General features: G+C 71.4%; 20 protein-coding genes (1 of these 20 only partly in view). 7 read left to right on the forward strand and 13 right to left on the reverse strand.

Features of this window, described 5'->3' with window-relative positions; genetic code table 11:
- From OHA86_RS09375 to thyX, 3 genes are all read right to left on the reverse strand, one after another.
- A protein-coding gene (locus OHA86_RS09375) for a ribonuclease J (RefSeq protein WP_329174071.1) crosses the window boundary here: on the reverse strand, positions 1-1,525 show its 5' portion. 161 nt of this gene lie to the left of the window's left edge; the window shows 1,525 of its 1,686 coding nt (coding positions 1-1,525); it begins with the start codon at positions 1,523-1,525; its stop codon lies beyond the left edge, outside the window.
- A gap of 140 nt (positions 1,526-1,665) precedes the next feature.
- Positions 1,666-2,565 (reverse strand): 4-hydroxy-tetrahydrodipicolinate synthase, encoded by a 900-nt coding sequence (dapA, locus tag OHA86_RS09380; protein WP_329174073.1) that lies wholly within the window; start codon positions 2,563-2,565, stop codon positions 1,666-1,668.
- Between the two features lie 188 nt (positions 2,566-2,753).
- Positions 2,754-3,539, reverse strand: coding sequence for an FAD-dependent thymidylate synthase (thyX, locus tag OHA86_RS09385; protein WP_443071679.1), 786 nt, complete (start codon positions 3,537-3,539; stop codon positions 2,754-2,756).
- A 155-nt stretch (positions 3,540-3,694) separates the two neighbouring features.
- On the opposite strand from thyX, the gene OHA86_RS09390 reads away from it, so the two are divergent.
- Positions 3,695-4,240: a hypothetical protein gene (locus tag OHA86_RS09390; RefSeq protein WP_329174077.1), complete on the forward strand. Its 546-nt coding sequence runs from the start codon at positions 3,695-3,697 to the stop codon at positions 4,238-4,240.
- Between the two features lie 13 nt (positions 4,241-4,253).
- On the opposite strand, the gene OHA86_RS09395 is transcribed toward OHA86_RS09390, so the two are convergent.
- The 6 genes from OHA86_RS09395 to eccD form a co-directional block, all read right to left on the reverse strand.
- Positions 4,254-4,703 carry a hypothetical protein gene (locus OHA86_RS09395; RefSeq protein WP_329174078.1) on the reverse strand — a complete coding sequence of 150 codons (450 nt, stop codon included), beginning with the start codon at positions 4,701-4,703 and terminating at the stop codon, positions 4,254-4,256.
- 4 nt (positions 4,704-4,707) lie between these two features.
- Positions 4,708-5,481 (reverse strand): 4-hydroxy-tetrahydrodipicolinate reductase, encoded by a 774-nt coding sequence (gene dapB, locus OHA86_RS09400; protein ID WP_329174079.1) that lies wholly within the window; start codon positions 5,479-5,481, stop codon positions 4,708-4,710.
- Positions 5,482-5,551: 70 nt separating this feature from the next.
- Positions 5,552-6,928 carry a M16 family metallopeptidase gene (locus OHA86_RS09405; protein WP_329174080.1) on the reverse strand — a complete coding sequence of 459 codons (1,377 nt, stop codon included), beginning with the start codon at positions 6,926-6,928 and terminating at the stop codon, positions 5,552-5,554.
- Positions 6,925-9,150, reverse strand: coding sequence for a polyribonucleotide nucleotidyltransferase (locus OHA86_RS09410; protein WP_329174082.1), 2,226 nt, complete (start codon positions 9,148-9,150; stop codon positions 6,925-6,927). Before OHA86_RS09410 ends, OHA86_RS09405 begins: the two co-directional genes overlap by 4 nt.
- Positions 9,151-9,478: 328 nt before the next feature.
- Positions 9,479-9,766, reverse strand: a complete 288-nt coding sequence (rpsO, locus tag OHA86_RS09415) for a 30S ribosomal protein S15 (RefSeq protein WP_033173003.1) — start codon at positions 9,764-9,766, stop codon at positions 9,479-9,481.
- Between the two features lie 209 nt (positions 9,767-9,975).
- Positions 9,976-11,442, reverse strand: coding sequence for a type VII secretion integral membrane protein EccD (gene eccD / locus OHA86_RS09420; RefSeq protein ID WP_329174084.1), 1,467 nt, complete (start codon positions 11,440-11,442; stop codon positions 9,976-9,978).
- Between the two features lie 135 nt (positions 11,443-11,577).
- Between eccD and eccCa the strand changes: the two genes are divergently transcribed.
- The 6 genes from eccCa (at position 11,578) to OHA86_RS09450 (ending at position 20,870) form a co-directional block, all read left to right on the forward strand.
- Entirely contained in the window at positions 11,578-15,510 is a 3,933-nt protein-coding gene (eccCa, locus tag OHA86_RS09425) for a type VII secretion protein EccCa (RefSeq protein ID WP_329174086.1), read from the forward strand.
- Positions 15,511-15,617: 107 nt separating this feature from the next.
- The gene (locus OHA86_RS09430; protein WP_329174088.1) at positions 15,618-16,265 is read left to right on the forward strand and encodes a hypothetical protein; all 648 of its coding nucleotides are present in this window, start codon (positions 15,618-15,620) and stop codon (positions 16,263-16,265) included.
- Positions 16,262-16,918 carry a hypothetical protein gene (locus tag OHA86_RS09435; RefSeq protein WP_329174090.1) on the forward strand — a complete coding sequence of 219 codons (657 nt, stop codon included), beginning with the start codon at positions 16,262-16,264 and terminating at the stop codon, positions 16,916-16,918. The genes OHA86_RS09430 and OHA86_RS09435 overlap by 4 nt, the downstream gene beginning before the upstream one ends.
- 475 nt (positions 16,919-17,393) lie before the next feature.
- The gene (locus OHA86_RS09440) at positions 17,394-19,091 is read left to right on the forward strand and encodes a putative T7SS-secreted protein (protein ID WP_329174092.1); all 1,698 of its coding nucleotides are present in this window, start codon (positions 17,394-17,396) and stop codon (positions 19,089-19,091) included.
- A 119-nt stretch (positions 19,092-19,210) separates the two neighbouring features.
- On the forward strand, positions 19,211-19,567 hold the full coding sequence (locus OHA86_RS09445) for a YrhB domain-containing protein (RefSeq protein ID WP_329174094.1): 357 nt from the start codon (positions 19,211-19,213) through the stop codon (positions 19,565-19,567).
- Positions 19,568-19,571: 4 nt separating this feature from the next.
- On the forward strand, positions 19,572-20,870 hold the full coding sequence (locus tag OHA86_RS09450; protein WP_329174096.1) for a YrhB domain-containing protein: 1,299 nt from the start codon (positions 19,572-19,574) through the stop codon (positions 20,868-20,870).
- Positions 20,871-20,960: 90 nt separating this feature from the next.
- On the opposite strand, the gene mycP (OHA86_RS09455) is transcribed toward OHA86_RS09450, so the two are convergent.
- From mycP (OHA86_RS09455) to mycP (OHA86_RS09470), 4 genes are all read right to left on the reverse strand, one after another.
- On the reverse strand, positions 20,961-22,202 hold the full coding sequence (mycP, locus tag OHA86_RS09455; protein WP_329174098.1) for a type VII secretion-associated serine protease mycosin: 1,242 nt from the start codon (positions 22,200-22,202) through the stop codon (positions 20,961-20,963).
- Positions 22,203-22,307: 105 nt separating this feature from the next.
- Positions 22,308-22,604: a WXG100 family type VII secretion target gene (locus OHA86_RS09460; RefSeq protein ID WP_329174100.1), complete on the reverse strand. Its 297-nt coding sequence runs from the start codon at positions 22,602-22,604 to the stop codon at positions 22,308-22,310.
- 45 nt (positions 22,605-22,649) lie between these two features.
- Entirely contained in the window at positions 22,650-22,976 is a 327-nt protein-coding gene (locus OHA86_RS09465; RefSeq protein WP_329174101.1) for a WXG100 family type VII secretion target, read from the reverse strand.
- Between the two features lie 150 nt (positions 22,977-23,126).
- Positions 23,127-24,500, reverse strand: a complete 1,374-nt coding sequence (mycP, locus tag OHA86_RS09470) for a type VII secretion-associated serine protease mycosin (protein WP_329174104.1) — start codon at positions 24,498-24,500, stop codon at positions 23,127-23,129.
- Positions 24,501-24,510 lie beyond the last annotated feature (10 nt).

Genomic DNA, 24,510 nt, shown 5'->3' on the forward strand with positions numbered 1-24,510 from the left:
CGGCGAAGGCCTCGTCCTCGATACCGGAGCCCCGCGCGTGGATGTTCGGGCCGCCGACGATTTTGCCCGTACTGCTGTCGACGACGACGAAGACCGAGACGATGCCTTCCTCGCCGAGAATGCGCCGGTCCTTGAGCGAGGACTCGGTGATGTCGCCGACCGACAGGCCGTCGACGTACACATAGCCCGCCTGCACCTTGCCGGCGATTTTGGCCACGCCGTTGACGAGGTCGACGGCGACGCCGTCCTCGGCGATGACCGTGCGCGCCTTGGGGATGCCGGTGAGCTGGCCCAGCTCGGCGTTGGCGCGCAGGTGGCGCCATTCACCGTGGATCGGCATCAGGTTGCGCGGCTTGCAGATGTTGTAGAAGTACAACAGCTCGCCGGCCGAGGCGTGGCCCGAGACGTGCACCTTGGCGTTGCCCTTGTGGACGACGTTGGCGCCCCACCGGGTGAGGCCGTTGATCACGCGGTAGACCGCGTTCTCGTTGCCCGGGATGAGGGAGGACGCGAGGATGACGGTGTCGCCCTCGACGATGCGGATCTGGTGGTCGCGGTTGGCCATCCGGGACAGCGCGGCCATCGGCTCGCCCTGGGAGCCGGTGCAGACCAGCACGACCTTCTCGTCCGGCAGGTCGTCCAGCACCTTGACGTCCACGACGAGCCCGCCGGGGACCTTGAGGTAGCCGAGGTCGCGGGCGATGCCCATGTTCCTGACCATCGAGCGGCCGACGAAGGCGACCTTGCGGCCGCGCTCGTGGGCGGCGTCGAGCACCTGCTGGATGCGGTGCACATGGCTGGCGAAGCTGGCCACGATGATGCGCTTGTCGGCCCTGGCGAAGGTCTGCCGCAGCACCTGGGAGATGTCGCGCTCCGGCGGTACGAAGCCGGGGACCTCGGCGTTGGTGGAGTCGGCGAGCAGCAGGTCGATGCCCTCCTCGCCGAGCCGCGCGAAGGTCGGCAGGTCGGTGAGCCGGCCGTCCAGCGGGAGCTGGTCCATCTTGAAGTCGCCGGTGACGACGACCATGCCGGCCGGGGTGCGGATGGCGACCGCGAGGGCGTCCGGGATGGAGTGGTTGACGGCGATGAACTCGCAGTCGAAGGGGCCGATGCGTTCGCGGTCGCCCTCCTTGACCTCCAGCGCGTACGGCCGGATGCGGTGCTCCTGGAGCTTGGCCTCGATCAGGGCGAGGGTGAGCTTGGAGCCGATCAGCGGAATGTCGTCCTTTTCCCTGAGCAGGAAGGGGACGGCGCCGATGTGGTCCTCGTGGCCGTGGGTGAGGATGACGCCGACGACATCGTCGAGGCGGTCCCGGATGGAGCTGAAGTCGGGCAGGATCAGGTCGACGCCCGGCTGCTCCTCCTCCGGGAAGAGGACGCCGCAGTCGACGATCAGCAGCTTGCCGCCGAATTCGAAGACCGTCATGTTGCGGCCGATCTCACCGAGGCCGCCGAGCGGTGTGATGCGCAGGCCGCCTTCGACGAGAGTCCGCGGGGGGCCGAGTTCGGGGTGCGGATGGCTCAAAAGTGTCTCCCTAACACGCACGCCGGAGAGGCCTTCCTGGGCCGTGGCGTGCGGAACTGTGTGACTTTTCCGGTGGAGCACCGTCATTCGGGCGGTGCGTCCGCGTACAGGTGGTGCGTATTCAGTTGTGAAGTCCGTTGTCAGAGGTGTACCCCGCCGTCGGCGAGATCCTTCCTGAGGCGTTCGGTGGCCTCCGGGTCCAGCTCGACGAGCGGGAGCCGGAGCGGGCCCGCGGGCAGTCCGCGCAGCGCGAGGGCGGTCTTGGTGGTGATGACGCCCTGGGCGCGGAACATGCCGGTGTAGACCGGGAGCAGCCGCTGGTGGATTTCGGCCGCCTTGGCGACGTCGCCGCCGGTGTACGCGTCCAGCATGGCGCGCAGCTCGGGGGTGACGAGGTGGCCGACGACCGAGACGAAGCCGCTGGCGCCGATGGCCAGCAGCGGGAGGTTGAGCATGTCGTCACCGGAGTACCAGGCCAGGCCGCTGCGGGCGAGTGCCCAGCCGGCGGCGCCGAGGTCGCCCTTGGCGTCCTTGTTGGCGACGATCCTGGGGTGTTCCGCCAGCCGGACGATGGTCTCGGTGTCCAGCGGGACTCCGCTGCGGCCCGGGATGTCGTAGAGCATGACGGGTAGCTCTGTGGCGTCGGCGATGGCGGTGAAGTGCCGGTACAGGCCCTCCTGCGGGGGCTTGCTGTAGTACGGCGTGACCGTGAGCAGGCCGTGGGCTCCGGCGCGCTCCGCCTGGCGGGCGAGTTCCGTGCTGTGCCGGGTGTCGTTGGTGCCGACACCGGCGATGACGAAGGCGCGGTCGCCGACGGCCTCGACCACGGCCCGTACGAGCTGGTCTTTCTCCGTGTCGCTCGTGGTGGGCGACTCCCCGGTGGTGCCGTTCACGACGAGTCCGTCGTTGCCCTCGTCCACGAGGTGGGCGGCGAGCTGCTGGGCGCCGGCGAGGTCGAGTGCGCCGTCCGTGGTGAACGGCGTGACCATTGCGGTCAGTACCCGCCCGAAGGGGGCCTTGGGGGTGGAGGTCGGAGCCATGGGTCCCACGCTACTCGGTGTGTACGGGGGCACGCAGCCGTGGGACCTGCGCAAAGGACTCCGGCGGTGCCTGCTCGGGGGTTCAGGCACCGCCGGAGTCCGTTTCTGCAGCCTAGATGAACCTCACGAATGCCTGCAATCCGAACACTTCGGACATTTGCCTGCGGGGGGTGGACGGGCCGCCTCCGCTACGGGGCGACACGCCCGTTCCCGTTGAACGCCGCATGGGTGAGCGGCATCAGTTCCGCCCAGGCCGCTTCCATCCGCTCGCCGACCATCTCGATCTCCCGCTGCGGGAAGGACGGCACCGCGGCCAGCTCGTGCTGGGTGCGCAGGCCGAGGAAGTGCATCAGCGAGCGGGCGTTGCAGGTCGCGTACATCGAGGAGAACAGACCGACCGGAAGGGTGGCCCTGGCCACCTCGCGGGCCACACCGTCGGCGAGCATCGCCTGATACGCGGCGTAGGACTGCGTGTAGGACTCCTCCATCGCCGCGACGGTCTGCTTGTGCTGTTCGGGTGTCCCGTGCACGAACTCGTACTTCCCGGGACGGCCCTGCTGCACCAGCTTGCGGTCCTGCCCCGGCACGTAGAAGACCGGCTGGAGCTCGCGGTAGCGGCCGGACTCCTCGTTGTAGGACCAGCCGACGCGGTGGCGCATGAACTCGCGGAAGACGAAGATCGGGGCGCTGATGAAGAACGTCATCGAGTTGTGCTCGAAGGGGCTGCCGTGGCGGTCCCGCATCAGGTAGTTGATCAGGCCCCTGGAGCGCTCCGGGTCCTTGGTCAGCTCCTCCAGCGACTGCTCGCCCGCGGTGGAGACCCGGGCCGCCCACAGGACGTCGGAGTCCGACGCGCTGTGCTTGACCAGGTCGACGGTCACGTCGTCCCGGAACTCGACAGCGGCCGGCGGGCTTGCGGGGGTCCCGGGGGGGAGGTCGGTCGGCACCGGAGTGTCCTTCCTGATGGACGGCATTGCGACGACCACCCTAGGCGCTGGCTGCGACAGCGCGCCGCAGCCGATCGGCCGACCCGAAGTAGCCGAGGTGCCGTCGGGGCGGCTAGCCTCACCGGACCGGAGCGCGGTGCGCTCCGCCCTTCCCCCGCCGGAACCGGAAGAGGATTCTCCGCGTGTCCCTGCCCTACCGCTCCGCGATCGCCACGACCGACGACCCCGCCGCCGACCGGCCGCTCCCCCATCTGGACGAGGACCGCTGGATGCGGCCCTACCGCCCGGGGCCGTGGCGGGTCGCCACCGCCGCGCTGGCGCTGATGCTGGCGTCGTATCTGCTGTTCGCCGCACTGATCATGGCCGCCGCGGGCGACACGCAGGGCGCTGCGGTGTGCCTGCTGGTCGCGGCGCTGGTGATAGGGGCCACGCTGCGGCTGCTGCGGGTCGGCGTGTGGGTGAGCGGCAAGGGGCTGCGGCAGACGGGCTTCTTCGGCACGGTGACCGTGCCGTGGCGCAAGGTCGCCTCGGTGCGCACCGCGCAGCAGCCGGTGCGGGTGCTGGGGCTGCCGCGCAGCGTCCAGGGGCAGGCACTGGTCATCACCCGGAAGGGCGGCGAGCCGCTGCGCCCGCAGCTCACCGACCACAACGCGGACTTCCTCGGCCGCGTCGAGGCGTTCGACATGGCCGCCGACGCCATCGAGGGCTGGGCCGCGGAACTGCGCTGACCGCCCCCGGCGGCTACTGCTGCGGCCTGCCGTCGTGCAGGGCGATGGCGCGCTGCATGGCCTTGCGCGCCCTCGGTGTGTCGCGGGCGTCGAAGTAGGCGACGGCCAGCCGGAACCAGTTGCGCCAGTCGTCGGGCGCCGCCTCCGTCTCGGCCTGCCGCTTGGCGAAGACCGCGTCCGCCGAGTCCCGGTCGATCCGGCCGCTGGGGGTGCGGACCAGCTCGTCGACCGGCAGCCCGCCCTCGGCCTCCAGCTCCCGGCCGAGCCGTCCCGCGTGCCGGGCGAACTGCGTGGTGTGCCACAGGAACCAGGCGCCGATCAGCGGCAGCACCAGCACCGCGATGCCGAAGGCGACGGTGACCGGGCGGCCGTCGGCGATCAGCAGCACTCCGCGGTCGCCGACCAGGACGAAGTAGAACAGCAGCGCCAGCGCGGAGGCGGCGTAGCTCATTTTGGAGCGCATGCGGTCAGTCCTCAGGGTGGCCGGGTTCTGTCCCGTCGAGGAAGTGTTCCAGGCCGTAGGTCAGGCCGGGGACACCGGGGACGGTGCGGGCGGCGAGCAGGATGCCGGGCATGAAGCTGCTGTGGTGCAGCGAGTCGTGCCGGATGGTCAGCGTCTCGCCGGTGCCGCCGAACAGCACCTCCTGGTGGGCGAGCAGACCGCGCAGCCGTACCGAGTGCACGGGCACGCCCTCGACGTCCGCGCCGCGGGCGCCGTCCAGGCCGTGGGTGGTCGGGTCGTGCTGCGGCGCGAGGCCGGCCTCGGTCCTGGCGGCGGCGATCAGCTGGGCGGTGCGGGTGGCGGTGCCGCTGGGGGCGTCCGCCTTGTTGTTGTGGTGCAGCTCGATGACCTCGGCCGATTCGAACCATCGGGCCGCCTGCCGGGCGAACCGCATGGTCAGGACGGCGCCGATGGAGAAATTCGGGGCGACGAGCACACCGGTGCCGGGTGTATCGGCCAGCCAGCCGCGCAGCAGGGCGAGGCGTTCCTCGGTCCACCCGGTGGTGCCGACCACGGCGTGGATGCCGTGCCCGACGCAGAATTCCAGATTGGCCATGACCGCGTCGGGGTGGGTCAGTTCCACCGCGACCTGGGCGCCGGCCGCGGTCAGCGTGTCCAGCGGGTCGTCGCGGTCGATCGCGGCGACCAGGTCGAGGTCGTCCGCGGCCTCGACGGCGCCGGCCGCCGCCGAGCCGATCCGGCCCTGGGCGCCGATGACGGCCACACGGAGCTTGCTCATCGTTTCGGGGTCCTTTGCGTCGTGCTTGGGGTGCGCAGGTGCGTACGGGGTCGGTCCGGCGCGGCCGTGGCTAGGAGACGGCTTCGTGCAGGCGGGCGGTCTGCTTCTGCTTGAGCGGGCCGATGACGGCCAGTGAGGGGCGCTGCCCGAGGACGTCGCGGGCGACCGCCCGTACCTCGTCGGGGGTCACGGCGGCGATCTTCGCCAGCAGGTCGTCGACCGAGAGCTGGTCGCCCCAGCACAGCTCGCTCTTGCCGATCCGGTTCATCAGCGCGCCGGTGTCCTCCAGGCCCAGGACGGTCGACCCGGACAGCTGGCCGATGGCGCGGCGCAGCTCCTCGTCGGTCAGGCCCTGCTCGGCGACCGCGTTCAGCTCGTCCCGGCAGATCTTGAGCACGTCCGGCACCCGGGCGGGCTGGCAGCCGGCGTAGACCCCGAAGAGGCCGCAGTCGGCGAAGGAGGAGGTGTAGGAGTAGACCGAATAGGCCAGGCCGCGCTTCTCGCGGACCTCCTGGAACAGCCGGGAGCTCATGCCGCCGCCGAGCGCGGTGTTGAGCACGCCCAGTGCCCAGCGCCGCTCGTCGGTGCGGGACAGGCCCGGCATGCCGAGGACGACATGGGCCTGCTCGGTGCGCCGGTCGAGCACCTCGACCCGGCCCGCGGTGCTCAGCGTCCGGGCGCCGTCGCGGGGCGGCCGGGGCCGGGCGTCGGGGTCGCGCAGCGCGCCGGCCTTGTCGAAGGCGCGGCGGACCTGGCGTACGACGCTCGCGTGGTCGATGTTGCCCGCGGCGGCGACCACCAGGCGGGTGGGGTCGTAGTGCTTGCGGTAGAAGCGGGCGACCTGGTCGCGGGTGAGGGCGTTGACGGTCTCGACGGTGCCCAGGACCGGGCGGCCGAGCGGGGTGTCGCCGAGCATGGCGGTGCTGAACAGGTCGTGCACCTGGTCGCCCGGGTCGTCCTCGGTCATCGCGATCTCTTCCAGGACGACGCCGCGCTCGGCGTCGATGTCCTCCTGGCGGATCAGCGACCCGGTGAGCATGTCGCAGACCACGTCGATGGCCAGCGGCAGGTCGGTGTCGAGCACCCGGGCGTAGTAGCAGGTGTACTCCTTGGCGGTGAACGCGTTCATCTCGCCGCCGACCGCGTCGATCGAGGCGGAGATGTCGAGCGCGCTGCGCCGCTGCGTGCCCTTGAAGAGCAGGTGCTCCAGGTAGTGGGTGGCGCCGTTGAGCACCGGGGTCTCGTCGCGGGAGCCGACGGCCGCCCAGATGCCGAAGGTGGCCGAGCGTACGGTCGGCAGCGTCTCGGTGACGACCCGCAGGCCGCCGGGCAGCACGCTGCGCCGAACGGTGCCGATGCCGTCGGTTCCGGGCAGCAGGGTCCGCGTGCGGACGGCCCGCCCCTTGGTGGAGGGGCGGGCCGTCGCGGCGGTGGAGCGAGTCGTCACTTGGCCGACTCGTCCTTCGCGTCCTCGGCGTCGCCGCCGTCCTCGCCCTCGATGACGGGGATGAGCGACAGCTTGCCGCGCTGGTCGATCTCGGCGATCTCGACCTGCACCTTGGCGCCGACGCCGAGCACGTCCTCGACGTTCTCGACGCGCTTTCCGCCGGCGAGCTTGCGGATCTGCGAGATGTGCAGCAGACCGTCCTTGCCGGGCATCAGCGACACGAACGCGCCGAAGGTGGTGGTCTTCACGACCGTGCCCAGGTAGCGCTCGCCGACCTCGGGCATGGTCGGGTTGGCGATCTGGTTGATCACCGCACGCGCCGCCTCGGCCTGCGAACCCTCGGTGGCGCCGATCAGGACCGTGCCGTCGTCCTCGATGGAGATGTCGGCGCCGGTGTCCTCCTGGATCTGGTTGATCATCTTGCCCTTGGGGCCGATGACCTCGCCGATCTTGTCCACCGGGATCTTGATGCTGATGATCCGCGGCGCGTTCGGCGACATCTCGTCCGGGGAGTCGATGGCCTCCATCATCACGTCGAGGATGTGCAGCCGGGCGTCGCGGGCCTGCTTGAGTGCCGCGGCGAGCACGGACGCGGGAATGCCGTCCAGCTTGGTGTCCAGCTGCAGCGCGGTCACGAACTTCTTCGTGCCGGCGACCTTGAAGTCCATGTCGCCGAACGCGTCCTCGGCGCCGAGGATGTCGGTCAGCGCGACATAGTGCGTCTCGCCCTCGATCTCCTGCGAGATCAGGCCCATGGCGATACCGGCGACCGGGGCCTTGAGCGGCACACCGGCGTTCAGCAGCGACATGGTCGAGGCGCAGACCGAGCCCATCGAGGTGGAGCCGTTGGAGCCCAGCGCCTCGGAGACCTGGCGGATCGCGTAGGGGAATTCCTCGCGGGTCGGCAGGACCGGGATCAGGGCGCGCTCGGCGAGGGCGCCGTGGCCGATCTCGCGGCGCTTGGGCGAGCCCACCCGGCCGGTCTCACCGACCGAATACGGCGGGAAGTTGTAGTTGTGCATGTAGCGCTTGCGGGTCTCCGGCGCCAGGGTGTCGAGCTGCTGCTCCATCCGGAGCATGTTCAGCGTGGTGACACCGAGGATCTGCGTCTCGCCGCGCTCGAAGAGGGCCGAGCCGTGCACCCGCGGGATCGCCTCGACCTCGGCGGCCAGCGTACGGATGTCGGTGACGCCGCGGCCGTCGATGCGCACCTTGTCGCGGATGACGCGCTGGCGGACCAGCTTCTTGGTCAGCGAGCGGTAGGCCGCGGAGATCTCCTTCTCGCGGCCCTCGAACTGCGGCAGCAGCTGCTCGGCGGCCAGGCCCTTGACCCGGTCCAGCTCGGCCTCGCGGGCCTGCTTGCCCGCGATGGTCAGCGCCTTGGCCAGCTCGCCGGTGACGGCGGACTCCAGGGCCGCGAAGACGTCCTCCTGGTAGTCCAGGAAGATCGGGAACTCGCCGGTGGGCTTGGCAGCCTTGACGGCCAGCTCGGACTGCGCCTTGCACAGCACCTTGATGAACGGCTTGGCGGCGTCGAGGCCCGCGGCGACGACCTCCTCGGTCGGCGCCTCGGCACCGCCCTCGACCAGCTGGATGGTCTTCGCGGTGGCCTCGGCCTCGACCATCATGATCGCGACGTCGCCGTCCTCCAGGGCGCGGCCCGCGACGACCATGTCGAAGACGGCCTCTTCGAGCTCGGTGTGCGTCGGGAAGGCCACCCACTGGCCGCGGATCAGCGCGACGCGGACGCCGCCGATCGGGCCGGAGAAGGGCAGGCCCGCCAGCTGCGTGGAGCAGGAGGCGGCGTTGATGGCGACCACGTCGTAGAGGTGGTCGGGGTTGAGCGCCATGATCGTGCAGACGACCTGGATCTCGTTGCGCAGGCCCTTGACGAAGGACGGGCGCAGCGGGCGGTCGATCAGCCGGCAGGTGAGGATGGCGTCCTCGGAGGGGCGGCCCTCGCGGCGGAAGAAGGAGCCGGGGATCCGGCCGGCCGCGTACATGCGCTCCTCGACGTCCACCGTGAGGGGGAAGAAGTCGAAGTGCTCCTTGGGCTGCTTGGAGGCGCTGGTGGCCGACAGCACCATGGTGTCGTCGTCCAGGTAGGCCACGGCGGAGCCGGCGGCCTGGCGGGCCAGCCGGCCCGTCTCGAAGCGGATGGTGCGGGTGCCGAAAGTGCCGTTGTCGATCACGGCTTCGGCGTAGTGGGTCTCGTTCTCCACTATGGGGATTCTCCTCGTCCTTGCCCGCGGGGCGTGTCCCCGTGGGCCATCGGTGGAGGGGCGTCCTGCCGGGGGCCGGTCTTCGATCGAAGCCTCCGGGGGTGGAACCACCCGGGGGCCACTACCGAGGACCGGCGTCTGCGGCGAATAGGAGGACGCTCCTCCTCATACGTTGTCAACAGCACCATTGCACCAGACGACGCATGTGTCGCGCACGTCATGTGCGCGCTCGGCAACCGGGTGCTCACACGTCGCTGCCGGTGGCGATCCGGTGCATACGGCAAAGGGAGCGGCCCCGTCGTGCGGGCACCGCTCCCCTCCACGCGTCCTAGCGAACGCCCGCCGCGCCGGCACGGATGCCGAGGCGCTCGCGGAGCTCACGGAAGCGCGTGATGTCCTTCTTGGCCAGGTACTGCAGCAGACGGCGGCGCTGGCCGACCAGGATCAGCAGACCACGACGCGAGTGGTGGTCGTGCTTGTGGGTCTTGAGGTGCTCGGTCAGGTCCGAGATCCGGCGCGACAGGAGCGCGACCTGGACCTCGGGGGAGCCGGTGTCGCCCTCCTTGGTGCCGAACTCGGCGATGATCTGCTTCTTCGTCTCGACGTCGAGCGACATACGGACTCCTCATGGGGTCATCGGCCGGCAAGCGTCCCCGGTCTGCATCGCGGGGAAATCTCAGGTGACTCGCACGGCGTACGGTCACCGGGCGTGAACACACAGGTGACCGTCACCCAGAGTACCAGCCGGCGGCCGGGCCGATTACCGGCGGGCCGGGCGCCCGGTCCGCCCGGACGCGGTGCCGCGGCCGGGTGCTCGCGCGCGGGTCAGTCACTGCTCAGGCCGCGCACCGAACCGTAGACCTTGAGCACCGCCAGGCACAGCGGGACCAGCGACAGCAGGACGGCGCCCTCGGCGAGGTCCAGGCTGCGGCCCCAGAACGGGGACACGCCCTTGCGGGGCACGATCAGGCCGATCGCGACCAGCAGGACCGCGCCGGCCGCGATCGCCGCGGACAGCCACAGCGTGTGCAGGTCGAGCGGCCCGTGGTCGCCCCTGGCCAGGTCCGTCAGCAGCGCGGTGTCGGGGTTCAGGGCGAGCCCGAGGATCAGCAGGGCCACCGCGAGGACGCCGGCCACCACCAGGCTGGCGACCTGGCTGGTGTAGCGGAAGAGCCGGGCGCGCAGCAGCGCCGCCACCCCGGCGGTCAGGGCCAGCACCTGGGCGGCCGCGGAGTCGGAGAAGCTCATGACGGCGGCGGCGCCCACGACGGTGGCCGAGCAGCCGCCGACCAGGCCGAGCAGCAGTTCGTGGCCGCGGCGGGCCTGTGCGGCGACCGCCTCGTAGTCGATGGCCTGCTCGGGCTCGCGCCGGTCGCCGTAGCGCTCCATGACCTCGGCGGACGGCTCGGGCGAGCCGAAGCCGATCGGCAGCCGGGCGAAGCGCGCCGACCAGCCGGGCAGGAAGCCGACCAGCGCCACGGCGGCGACGGCGGCGACCGAGGCGACGGCGCGCGGCGGGCTGTCGGTGGCGATGGCGCCGTAGGTGGCCAGGGTGCCCGCGGCGGCCAGGAAGGCGGACGCCACGAAGGGCGCGTCCCCGGTGGGCAGGACGGCGACCAGGATCGCCGAGGCCAGCAGGACGGTCGCGCAGCCGACCATGAACTGCAGCCGGCCCGGGCCGTGTCCCTGGTCGGGGTCGACGATGCCGGAACCGGCTATCAGCAGGTGCGGCAGCGCGGCCAGGCCCAGGGCGACCGCGGCGGCGCGGTCGCGGTATATCCGGGCGCGTACGGCCGCGAAGGCGACCAGGAGGGTGCCGAGCACTCCGGCGAGGACGCCGGGCATCGAGTGCATGTCGTGCCTGACCGGCTCCGCCCACCACAGCACGAAGCCCATCATCACCAGCAGCACCGCGCCGCCGGTCAGGCCGACGATCCGCATCAGCTCGTCGTCCCAGCGGCGCCGGTCGCGCACGACGGCGGTGGCGATGGCGTCGGCCACGTCGTCGTGGACGGCGGGCGGCAGGGACTCGGCGAAGGCCCGCAGCGCGATGAGTTCGCCATCCAGGACGCGCTGCGCGGACAGCGACAGGGCGGGGTCGAGGACACTGCCGTCCCGGCGGACGAGGTGGAAGCCGGTCGGCTCCTCCTCGCTCTGGACCTGGCCCGACAGACGCAGGATGTCCGGACGCAGATCGGCGACCGGCAGGTCGTCCGGCAGCGCCACGTCGATCCTGCTGTCCGGTGCTACGACCGTGACGCGGCAGAATCCGGTCGCTGAGATCGTGCTCACCGCGCTGTGCCCCCTCGGGTGCGGAATTCCGCGATCAGCCAACTCCCGCCTGGCCGGTGGACGGTGGCTGTAAGTAGTATCTGCAACAAATTACCAGTCACAACGGGTCGATGATCCCGGGGGGCGAGCACATCAGTGAGTTCGGTCATCGTCAAGCGTCCGGCGCGGGCATTCCCGCCGGAGGTGCCGTCGGAGGAGCTTGAGCTGGCGTCACCGCCCGAACTGCAACGCGGCCAGGACCAGGGCGTGATGATGATGCTGCTGCCCATGCTCGCCATGGGCGGCTCGGCGGCTTATTTCTTCATGCCCGGATCTCAGCCGATCATGAAGGTGATGGGTGGGCTGATGCTCACCTCGATGGTGGCGATGGCGATAGCGCAGGTGGTGCGTACCCGTCAGGGCGCCAGCGGGCATATGGCCGACAGCCGCCGCGATTACCTCAAATACCTCGCGCAGCAGCGCCGCAAGGCCCGCAAGGTGGCCGACCAGCAGCGCAGCAGCCAGCTCTACACCCATCCCGCGCCCGACCAGCTGTGGGCGCTGGCCGCCGAGGGCAGGCGGGTCTGGGAACGCCGCCCGGGAGACGACGACTTCGGCCAGGTGCGGGTCGGTCTCGCCCCGCAGCAATTGGCCACCCCGCTGGTGGCGCCCGACACCGCCCCCGTGGACCAGCTCGAACCGCTCACCGCGCACGCCATGCAGCGCTTCATCGCTGCCTACGGCACGGTCGAGGCGCTGCCGCTCGCGGTGTCGCTGCGGGCCTTCTCGCATGTCGCGCTGACCGGCGAGCCCGAGGCGGTCTACGGGCAGGCGCGGGCGATGATCGCGCAGCTGTCGACGCTGCACTCGCCGGCGGACCTGGTGCTGTGCGTGGCCGCCTCGCCTTCCGCGCTGCGCGAGTGGGAGTGGATCAAGTGGCTGCCGCACACGCAGTCCCCGGCCGAGCTGGACGGGGCGGGCACCCGGCGGCTGGTGGTGGGCGACGTGGGCGAGCTGGAGGAGCTGCTGCACGACCGGCTGGAGGACCGGCCGCGCTTCCAGCGCGACACGACACCGCTGCTCGACCAGCCACACCTGGTGGTCTTCGTGGACGGCGGTACGGTCCCCGCGACGTCGGTGCTGGCCACCGGTGAGGGCCTGCTGGGCGTGACCGTGGTGGAGATGGCGCCCGGGGAGACCGGTGAGCCGCGCGGCGACCTGTGGCTGCGCTGCTCGGCCGAGGAGATGCTGCTGCGGTCGGCGGCCGGGGGTGCCTACGGCGGCACTCCGGACCGGCTGAGCGCGATCGAGGCCGAGTCGCTGGCCCGGCAGCTGGCGCCGCTGCGGCCCGCCGACGGCGGCGAGGACGAACCGCTGCTGTCCAACCTGGACTTCACCGACCTGATGGGCATCGGCGAGGCCTCGTCCTTCGACGTGGCCCGCGGCTGGACGCCGCGCACCCAGCACGAGCGGCTGCGGGTGCCGATCGGGGTGGGCGAGGACGGCGAGCCGGTCTTCCTCGACCTCAAGGAGGCCGCGCAGGAGGGCATGGGGCCGCACGGGCTGTGCGTGGGCGCCACCGGTTCCGGCAAGTCGGAACTGCTGCGCACGCTGGTGCTCGGACTCGCCGTCACCCATTCCTCGGAATCGCTGAATTTCGTGCTCGCCGACTTCAAGGGCGGTGCGACCTTCGCCGGCATGAGCGAGATGCCGCACGTCTCGGCGGTCATCACCAACCTCGCGGACGACCTGACACTGGTCGACCGGATGCGCGACTCGATAACCGGTGAGCTGCAGCGCCGCCAGGAACTGCTGAAGTCCACCGGCAACTACGCCAACATCCACGACTACGAGCGGGCCAGGACCGCGGGCGCCGCCCTCGAACCGCTGGCGTCACTCGTGCTGGTCATCGACGAGTTCAGCGAACTGCTCACCGCGAAGCCGGAATTCATCGACATGTTCATCCAGATCGGCCGGATCGGCCGGTCGCTCGGTGTGCATCTGCTGCTGGCCTCGCAGCGCCTTGAGGAGGGCAGGCTGCGCGGCCTGGACACGTATCTGTCGTACCGCATCGGTCTGCGGACCTTCTCCGCCTCCGAGTCGCGCGCCGCGCTCGGCGTACCGGACGCCTACCACCTGCCGTCCGTGCCGGGTTCGGGTTATCTGAAGTTCGGCACCGACACGATGGTGCGGTTCAAGGCCGCGTACGTGTCGGGGGCGCACCGCAGGGGCAGGGCGGCGGAGGCCGACGGGGGCGCGCAGAGCGGCCGCCGGGCCGCTCCCTTCACCGCGGCGCCCGTGCCGATGAGCGCGCCGGCGGCGCGGCCGGTGGCGGCGCAGCGCGACGACGCCGTGGCCGACACCGTCCTCGACGTCCTGGTCCGCCGCCTTGAGGGCCGCGGTCCCGAGGCGCACCAGGTGTGGCTGCCGCCGCTGGACGAGGCGCCCAGTCTGGACCGGCTGATGCCGCTGGCGGTGTCCGCGGACCGCGGTCTGCAGGTGACCAGCGGGGTGCCGCTGGGCGCGCTGCAGGCGCCGCTCGGCATCGTGGACAAGCCGTTCGAGCAGCGCCGCGACCCGCTGACGCTGGACTTCAGCGGCGCGGCGGGCCACGGCCTGATCGTCGGCGGCCCGCGCAGCGGCAAGTCGACGCTGCTGCGCACCCTGGTGACGTCGTTCGCGCTGACCCACACGCCGGACGAGGTGCAGTTCTACTGCCTGGACTTCGGCGGCGGCGCGCTGCGGGCGGTGGACGGCCTGGCCCATGTGGGCGGTGTCGCCGGGCGGCTGGAACCGGACCGGGTACGCCGTGCGATCGCCGAGGTCGCGGGGGTGCTGGCCCGCCGCGAGGAGGTCTTCCGCAGCCGCGGCATCGACACGGTGGCCTCGTACCGCAGGCTGCGGGCGACCGGTGAACTGCCCGACGAGCGCTGGGGCGACGTCTTCCTGCTGATCGACGGGTGGGGCGCGTTCAAGCAGGACAACGAGCGGCTGGAGCCGGTCGTCGCCGACATCGCCGCCCGCGGTCTGGGCTTCGGTGTGCACGTGGTGCTCACGGCGTCGCGTTACATGGAGGTCAGGGCCGCGCTCAAGGACCAGTTGCTGAACCGGCTCGAACTGCGGCTCGGCGACGTCATGGACTCCGAGATCAACCGCAAGGTCGCCGCGAACGTGCCGGCCGGGGTGCCGGGCCGCGGCATCACGCCGGCGCACCTGCACTTCATGGCGGGTCTGCCGCGGATCGACGGCAGTTCGTCGTCGGCGGACCTCACCGAGGGCGGCGCCGCCCTGGTGGAGGCGGTCAACTCGGCGTGGCGCGGTACGCAGGCGCCCGCCATCCGGATGCTGCCGACGATGCTGACCGCCGAGCAGGTGCCCGACGGTGCGCGCCACCCGGAGCGCGGGGTCGCGATCGGCATCGACGAGACGGCGCTCGCGCCGGTGTTCGTGAACTTCGAGACCGATCCGGTGCTGATCGTCTTCGGCGACAGCGAGTCGGGCAAGACGGCCGCGCTGCGGCACATCGCCCGGCAGCTCAGCCGGCGCTACACCCCCCAGGAGGCCACGCTGGTCGTCGGCGACTACCGGCGCACCCTGCTGGGCTCGCTGCCCGAGAGCCATGTGCTGGAGTACATTGCGGCGTCTGCGGCCATGGAGACGCACATGACCGAGGTGCAGAAGCTGGTCGAGCGGCGCGCGCCGGGCCCGGACGTCACCCCGCGGCAACTGCGCGACCGCAGCTGGTGGAGCGGCCCGCAGCTGTTCGTGCTCATCGACGACTACGAACTGGTCGCGGCGGGCAGCAATCCGATGGCGCAGCTCGCCGACAGCCTGCCCTTCGCGCGTGACGTCGGGGTGCGCTTCATCATCGCCCGCAGCAGCGGCGGTGCGGGGCGCTCGATGTACGAGCCGTTCATGCAGCGGGCCAAGGAACTCGGCGCGCAGGGCCTGGTGCTCTCGGGCGACCCGAACGAGGGCGAGCTGATGGGCACGGTCAGGCCGCGGCAGATGCCGCCGGGGCGGGCGATCTTCGCGGCGCGGCGCGGCGGCAGTCGGCTGGTGCAGCTGGCCTGGACTCCCGAGGGGTGACGGGGCGGCGGGCGCACGCAAGTCCGCCGGCCACGCCGCCTGCTAGGTTTTTTGCCGGATGAGTGCGGCCGCCGACCTGCGGCCGCACCGGCGATGGGGGCACGATCATGACGTCGGAGTGGGACCGGTTGTACGGTTCCGGCGGTGACACACCGCCGGACGGGACCGGCGCGGACGGCCACACCGGCCGCGAGGGCCAGGACGCGCCGGGCGCCGGGCCGGGCGCCGACGCCCCGCGGCCGCACCCGGCGTGGTCGCGGCTGACGGACCTGGTGGACGGCGCGGCCGGCAGCGCGCCGGTGCCGGTGGCGGCGGCCTTCGGGATGCTGCCGAGCGCCCAGGAGGGCGCGCATGCCGCGCTCGCGTCCGAACTGGCCGATCTGCACGCCGGAAACGGCGACCCCGACGCGCTGCTCGACGCCTTCCGGGCGAGCCTGGTGATGGTCCCGACACTTGGTGACGGCGACCTGTGGGCGACGAGCCTCGGCGGTGTGCACTGGGTGTACGCCTTCTCCGACGACACCGAGCTGGCGCGCTTCGCGGTGGCGCGCGGCGCGGACGGCTCGTCGGACGTGGACTATGTGACGGTTTACGGGTGGCGGCTGCTGGACGAGGTGGTGCCCGCGGTCGGCGAGCCGGCCGGGGTCGCGCTGGACGTCGCGGGCCGGCTGCCCATGATCTTCCCGCCGGTGGCGGGTGTGGTACCTGACGAGGCCGCGGTGGATGCCGTGGCGGTGAACGGGGAGGAACGATGACCGGAGGCAGCGGGGGCGGCGGCGGTTACAACGTCACCGAAACAGCGCTGGCGCAGACGGCGGCCGGGCTCAACGGCGTCATCCACGAATTGCAGACGATGGGCCAGGAGGCGGCGGCCGACGTCGGCCGCGGCTTCTCCAACCTCAAGCTGAGCGGCATGCAGACCGGGCACTCCGGGCTCACCTCGGCCTTCGACGGCTTCTGCGACCGCTGGGAGTGGGGCGTGCGGACCATCGTCCAGGACGCCGACCAGATCGCCCAGCGGCTGGGCCTCGCGGCGGGCACGTACTACGAGATGGACCAGTACGCGATGAAGACGCTCAAGGTGGTCGTGGCCTCCGACATCGGCAATCCGAACCTGACGGAGGAGCAGGAGGAGAACATGTCGTGGAGTCAGATCGGGTCCGACAACCCGGTCAACGACTTCCTGCACCCGGACTACAGCGCGAAGTCCTCCCAGCAGGCGCTGTCCGACATGGGGCAGACCTGGAAGGACACCGCCCACGACATGAGCCGGTCGATCCCGCTGGAGACCGCGGCGACGCTCAGCGGGCACAAGGACGAGTACGACCAGTCGCTCGACCAGGTCTACGGCCCGACCCCCGAGGAACGCGCGCAGCAGCAGGCGCAGGGCGGCGGCACCGGCGGCTGACGGGCCTCGCCGCCGCCGGTCGACGTGATCGGCGACGGCGGCGAACGGCCGCGCAATGCGGCGGCCCGGGCCGGGGACACCGGTGACCCGATCGCCGACCGGCTCGGCACCCGGCAGCCGAGCAGCAACAACCTCACCGGGCCGCCCGCGCCTGCGCCCCGCCGCGGCGACGAGGGGAGGGCCGAAAACCACCGGCGCCCCCGGCGGCAGCCGCAGCCACTGGGCCGCGCCCGCGCCCGCCGCCCGGCCTTGGGCGCGGAGCGCGAAGCGGGCGGGGGAAGAACCGCGACGGCGGAACCGGAAGGCCGGAAACGTCCGTTCCCGCCCGCCCTGTCGCCCCGCCTGGCCTGGCCGTTCGGGTCCCGAGGATGCAACTCGTGGCCGAAACCTGAGAAGATGAGCCACAGCAGCAGCACAGTCACAGGCGGACCGGCCACCGACCGGCGCCGCAGAACAGCACCGCGGGGGTGGGCTGATGGGTCTCGGCAGTCTGATCAACAAGATCGGCGACGGTGGCGAGAAACTGCTCGGCAAAGCCAAGCAGAAGGCCGGCGAACTGATCGACGACGGAGCCCATTTCGTCGGTGACGGACTCGACCACGTCGGCCTGCACGACGCGGCGGACTGGGTCGAGGACCACGGCGACGCGATCGCCGACGACCTGGGCGCGCACGTCGACGAGCAGCAGCTCGGCCAGAGCGAGGAGCCCAAGGAACTGGTGCACGGCGACTCGGCGAAGATCCGCGAGGTCTCCGGCCATCTCAGCCGCTTCCACTCCGCCTTCGACACCGGCCACACCGGTCTGACCCACCTCGACCCCGGCAGCTGGGAGGGCTCGGGCGCCGACGCCTTCACAGCGAAGTTCGCCTCGCAGCCGCCGAAGTGGGCCAAGGCCGCGACCGCCTGCCAGGACGCCTCGGACGCGCTGGAGCACTACGCCTTCACCGTGGACTGGGCGCAGGGCCAGGCCAAGGAGGCCGTCCGGCTGTGGAAGCAGGGCACCGAGGCGCGGAAGAAGGCCGCGGCGGCGTACAACACCAAGGTCGACCAGTACAACAAGGACCTGGCCGGCTACAAGGAACTGGTGGACGGCAACGACGACCCCGGCAAGCCCCCGGTGGCTCCCGACGCCTTCGTCGACCCCGGCGCCGCCGACAAGAACCACGCCAAGGACATCCTCAACTCGGCCCGCAAGCAGCGCGACACGGTCGCGGGCGAGGCGGAGGCCAAGGTCCGCGCCGCCACCGCGCTCGCGCCGGCGAAGCCGGATTTCACCGACCGGATGAAGGGCGACGGCGGCGACTTCCTCAAGGCGACGCCGGTCCGGATGGAGCATTTCGCGGGCGGCCTCATACGCAGCGGCACGGACATGCTGAAGTTCGTCCGCGGCCTGAACCCGATGGACCCGTACAACCTCACCCACCCGGCGCAGTACCTGACCCACCTCAATTCCACGGCCGCCGGCCTGGTGGACATGACCGCGCACCCCGAGCGGCTGCCCGGCATCCTGCTCGGCAGCGGATGGGGCTCGGACGGCGACGAGGCGGGCGGCCGGCTGGTCGGCAACATCATCATGGCCCTGGCCACCGACGGCGGCAGCGCGGGCGCCAAGGCGGGCGTCGCGGGTGCGGGCAAGGACGCCGCGGAGCAGGCCGCGAAGGACGCCGCGCAGAGCGGCAGCAAGTGGAAGGGCCTCGCCAGGGCCACCTCCGACGTCAAGAGCGAGGCCTTCCACCAGGGTTCGATGACCCCGGCCGAGGAAGCGAAATTCCTGCACGACGAATACCCGTGGCTCAAGGACGTCAACGAGACCGGCAAGCCCGGCTACACCCAGAACTGCTCGAAGAACGTGGAGGCGGTCAACGAGCGCCTCGACGGCATGCCCTCCAAGGCCACCCCGCTGCAGTCGCCCCAGTGGCCCAGCCCCTCCAGGCTGGGCAATCCCGGCGCCAAGTGGGAGGACGTCGGCAGCTACGACGACATCATCAAGGACATGAACGCGCGGGGCGAGGGATCGCGCGGCGTCGTCTACATCGGCCGCCAGACCGGCGGCACCGCGCATGTCTTCAACGTCGTCAAGGACGGCAACGGCGTGGTCTTCCTCGACGGGCAGACCGGCCGCCTCGCCAACCTGGAGTCCGGCGTGTCGATCAGATACATGCCGTACAAGTAGCCTGGTCGGTCCGACACCCGTCCGGCACAGCCCGACCCCGTCAGACCGCTTGGCGCCCCCGTCCGCCCCCGTCCGAAACCCGCGCACGGCGCGGAACAACGAAGAAAGGTGCAGCTGTGATGACCGAGGAGGAGGCGCTCGCCGCCGCCAGGGCGTTCCTTCGGGACAGGTACGGCGACGGACCGCCGACCATCGTGATCGAGCCCGCGGGCACGGCGGAGCACCGGCTGGCGTGGACCGTGGCCTTCGACTCGCAGGAGCACATCGACACCGGGGACTTCACCCAGGCGCCGATGGTGCGCCAGCTCGTGGTCTTCAAGGACGGCTCGCTGATCGACTTCACGCCCAGCGCGCTGACCGCCGAGGAGGGCCTGGCATGGTGCGAGGACGGCGTGTGGCCCGAGCGGCTGAGCCGGCTCACCGACCCGCGCGCCTTCGGCACCGTGTGGACCGGCACGCCGCCGGCCGGGGCGTGAGCACATGACCGACGCGTATCTGCTGGCCAGGGAATGGCTCGGCGCCGCCTACGACGTCCCGATGGAGCTGGCGCGCACGCCGGTCGCCGAGACCCCGCAGACCTGGGTCTTCAGCACCGCGTCGCTGCCGGTGGCCGGCGCCGCCGCGCCCGCGCCGATACTGACGTCGCTGGTGTGCGTGCCGAAGAACGGCATGCCGCCCTTCCACCCGGCCACCGACGACCCGTGGGGCGACCTGGCCGACTTCGAACGCGACCCGCGGCCCAGGGAACCCGCCGCACAGGCCCGCAGGACCAACGCCAGGGGCGCGGTGCTCGCGGCGCACGCGACCGCCGGCGGAGCGCCCGCGACGGCGCTGCCCTGGCAGTCCTCGCACGAGGGCGCCACCTGGTGGGACGACTTCCTGCTGCGCTACTTCCCCACGGCCGAGGTCGGCCCGTGCCCGGACTGGGACACGGTGATCGCCGCGGTCGGCGAGCCGGGGCCCGGCACCGCGGGCGTGGTCTGGGTGCGCCGTGAACTGCACGGCGCCGAAGCGACCGGCCATCTGCTCTACGCGCACAACAAGGACGGCCGGGTCGCGCTGCTCGACCCGCAGGCCCAGCGGCTCGCCCGGCTGGAGACCGAGAACGTCCGCGAGATCGTCCTGGCCCGGATACCGCCGCCGTCCGCGCCGCCCGCCGCCGTCCGCGCCGGGCGCGGCGCCGCCGATCTGCCGGCCGCGGTACGCGCCGCCGAGGCGTGGCTCGACCATGTGCACGGCGGCCAGGTCGCCCTGGTGGACCCCTCCCCCGCCGACGAGACGGCCCGCGGCTGGCTCTTCGCGTGCAACACCCGCGCCTTCCTGGCCGACGGCCATCCGCAGCACGCGATGCTGGACGCGGCACTGGTGGTGCCGAAGGACGGCTCGGTGCCGTTCGGGCTGCCGAACTCCGACCCGTGGGGCTGGCTGGACCGCTGGGACCAGGGCGCGCAGCCGGGCGTCGACGACTTCCCGCTGCCGCCCGAGCCGGGCCCCGCGGCATGGTTCGAGCCGACGATGACCCCGCTCGGCGCGGTGCTGTCGGTCACCGACTTCACCGACTGGCAGACCGTGCTGGCCGAGGTGATGGGCATGCCGCAGGGCTCGCGGTCCGTGGTGTGGGTGCGCAGGAACGACCGGCGCGGCCGGGAGTCGGTGGGACTGCTGTGCATCGCCGCGCAGACCCCGACCGGTCTGGTGCTCATCGACACGGCACGGGACGCCCCGGCGGAGCTGGAGAGCGAAGGCCTGCGGTCGCTGCACCTGATTCAGTACCGCTGAGGAATCGGTACCGCTGAGGGCCGTACACGCGCGTCTGCGGGCGCCGTTCCCGGCACGCGGGGAAGTCTGCCTTCGGGCGGGCCCGGCGGGTCAGGAGCGGCGCCTGCGGTCGCGCAGCGCCACCGTCGTACCGGTGATCAGCAGCAGCGCCACCGCCATCCCGCTCACGACATACGCGGCGATGCGCTTCTGCCGCTGCCGGGCGGGGTCGCCGAAGGTCAGCGCGGCTGGCACGACCCGGTCCTGGCCCTTGAGCACTCCGGGGTCGGGCGTGGGCGCGTCGATCGGCTTCCCGTCGTCGGTGAGGGCGCGGACCGGGTCCACGACGCCCCAGCCGACCAGGGAGTTGTGGCCGAGCGAGGTGCGCTGCGCGGTCTGCTCGATCTGCGCGACGACCTGCGGCGCGGTCCACTTCGGGTGCTTGGCCCTGATCAGCGCCGCGACACCGGCGACATATGGCGCGGCGAAACTCGTGCCGTTGTCCACGCACTGGCCGCCGCCGGGAACGGTGGACAGCATGTCCACTCCGGGCGCGGCGACGCCGACGAAGTCGCCCGCCTGGGAGAAGGAGGCGCGTTCGTTGTTGCGGTCCGAGGCGCCGACCGCCAGCACTCCCGCGTAGCCGCCGGGATAGGTGGTGCGCGCCTTGCCGTCGCCGCCGTCGTTGCCCGCGGAGGCGACGATCACCACGTCGGCCTGCAGGGCCGCCTTGATGGCGCTCTCCAGCTCGGGTGTGCCGCGCGGCGTGTCCTGCGAGATGTTGATGACCTTGGCGTGGGCGGCGACAGCCTTCTGCAACGCCGTCACCAGGTGGGGCACAGTGCCGGTGCCGTCCTCGCTCGCCTGCCGGATCGAGATGATCGTCGCCTCGGGCGCCAGGCCCACAAAGCCGGTGGAGGGCGACTGGCGGGCCGCGATGATGCCGGCGACCTCGGTGCCGTGCCCGACCGGGTCGACGATGCCGCGGCTCTTGGCGTCGATCAGGTCGACGCTGTCCTGGCGGTCCACCGCCCCGGCCAGCTGGGGATTCCTGACGTCCACCCCGGAGTCGATCACCGCGACCTTGACGCCCTTGCCCTTGGTGCTCTGCCACAGCTGGTTCACCAGCATGCGCTGCAACGACCAGGGCATCTGCTTCACGTTCGGCGCGGGGAATGTGCACTGCCCGTCGCCGTCCAGCGGCTGGGCGGCCCGCGGCGAATCAGGCCGGACAGGAGAGGCGGTCGCGGATGCCGCCGTGCCCAGGATCACTCCCGGCAACAGCGCGGCCAGTGCCGCGGCGGCAGCCGCCACGGACGCCGCACGCCGACGCGGCGGCCCTGCAACCCTCACGACGCCTCTCCTCGGCCCGTACGCCCCGATGGGCAGGCCTGTCGCCGACCCGCCGGTCGGCCGTGACGGCCGGCCGGTCCGGGTCGGCCGCACGGCCGGTCAGTGTCAGCCGAAGTACGACGCGGCCTTCTTGTCGGCCGCGTTGTAGTGACCGCTCGCGATCTGCACCTTGCTGGCGATCGACTCCAGCACGTCGTGCATGTGGTGCGTACGGTTGCCCCACTCGTTGGCGACCGCGTGGAAGGCGGTCTGCGCGTCGCCCTCCCAGTACGCGGCGACGGCGCGGACGCGGGTCAGCAGGTTGTCCAGGTCGGCCTCCAGCTGGCCGGCCTGCTGCTTGATCGCGCCGGCGGCCTCGTCCAGCGAGGAGTATGTGACCTTGAGTTCACCGGGATCAGACATGTGTGTCCCCCATGGAAGTGAGTGGTACGGCTCGTGGCGTGGTCGTCAGAGGCCGGCGATGCCGCTGCCCGCGGCGCTGCCGTTGATGTCGATGCTCTTCATGTCCTGAAGGACATCCTCATCGGTCGAGCCCGAGGTGAGGTTGGTGTCGTGCACGGCTTCCTTGATCTTGTTGAGCAGGATCGCCAGTACGCGGTGGTCCTCATTGATCAGGCTCTGCTGCGAGTTGAAGGCGTTGGCGCCGATACCCCGCCAGTGGCCTTCGAGGTTGTCGATCACCGTCTGAAGCGCCTTCACCTGACGGTCCATCGAGCCGACCATGTCGGTGATGTCGGATTCCAGCTTGGCCAGCGAAGCCGCTGTGACTTTCATTCCGGCAGTCATGGATTCTGCCCTCCCCCATGCAATCGCGTGTACGTCGTCGCGGGCGAATACGTTACCCGCTCACTCTAGCCACAACACCTGTCGATCCCAACAGGGAACCCTTCGCTCCGAGTTGTGCCCTCAGGCCCTCGTGGTGGCCTAGTAGGGCGGCGGCGGTGGAGGCGGCCGGTATCCACCATACGGCGGCTGTTGCTGCGGTGGCAGTGGCGGTTGTAGCGGTTGCGCCACAAAAGCCGGCGCGGCCGTACGTCGGCGCCGACTGCGTACCGCCAGCGCCGTACCGCCCGCAGCGAGCACCACGACGGCCGCGCCGGCGGCGATCCACGGCGTCGAACTGCCGCCTCCGCCGGAGCCCGTGGCCACGGCCTTCTGCGAGGTGGAGGACGACGGGGCCGGCGCGGCGGTTCCGGCGGCGCCGGACGTCGGCGTCGGGGACGGCTGCGCCGACTGCTGCCAGCCCTCGTGCTCGGCCAACGGGTAGACGTCGGCGGGCCCGGGGTCCCCCGGCGTCTGGAGGGCCACCCGCGGCCGCACCGCGCCGTAGCCGATCGAGTCGTTCCGCTCCGCGCCGTCGGTGGGCTTCGACGCGGTGTTCAGCAGGACCCGCAGCACCTGGTTGGCGGTCCAGGTGGGGTGAGCGGACCAGAGGAGGGCGGCGGAACCGGAGGTGAGGGCGGAGGCGTCACTGGTGCCGCTGCTGGTGTTCACACAGTTCGGCCGGATCCCGCTCGGGCAGGCCTTCGAGATGTTGTCGCCGACCGCGGAGATATCAACTTCCGGGCCTTTATTGGACAGCGCCAGCGCTTTGCCGCCGCGGTCCAATGCGCCCGCGCCGACAACACCGCGGCTGGCGGCGGGGTATTGCACCGGGCTGCCGTGCTCGCCGGAGTTGCCGGATCCGGCGATGATCAGTTTGCCCTTGGATCTCGCATAGTCGACGGCGTCCTGCAGACCCGCGATGTCCTCGGGCCGCAGCGAACTGGCAGGCACAGCCTGAGAGATGTTGATAACCCTGGCCTGACTGTCGGCCGCATACCGCAGTGCTTTGTCGAGCTCAAGTGTGAATGACTCCGCGCTTGCCGCCTCATTGGTGTCGCGCGGATCGTTGAGGATCCTGATCGGAAGGATCTTGGCCTCGGGAGCCACACCGATGGCCCCGGTTCCGCCGTCCGCGGCTCCCGTACCGGCGATGAGGCTGGACATGCCGGTGCCGTGGCCGATCTTGTCGTCGTAGGGCGAATCGACGGGATAAGTGAAGCTCTTCCCGTCGAGCACCTGACCCTTCAGATCCGGAATCGTCCGATCGACACCGGTGTCGATCACCGCGACGGTGACACCTGCGCCCTTGCTGATCTTCCAGGCTTCCGACAGGCGCATCGCGTCGACGTGCCACTGCATTTGACGCACCGTCTGCGCCTGCGCGGGCAGCGCCCCGATGCCAAGCACCAGGGCGCCACTTGCGGCGACGACAGCCAGGGCACGTGGTACCCAGGTACGTGCCCGGCGTTTCATCGCTCTTCTC

The organism is Streptomyces sp. NBC_01477 (assembly GCF_036227245.1).
Taxonomy (GTDB): domain Bacteria; phylum Actinomycetota; class Actinomycetes; order Streptomycetales; family Streptomycetaceae; genus Actinacidiphila.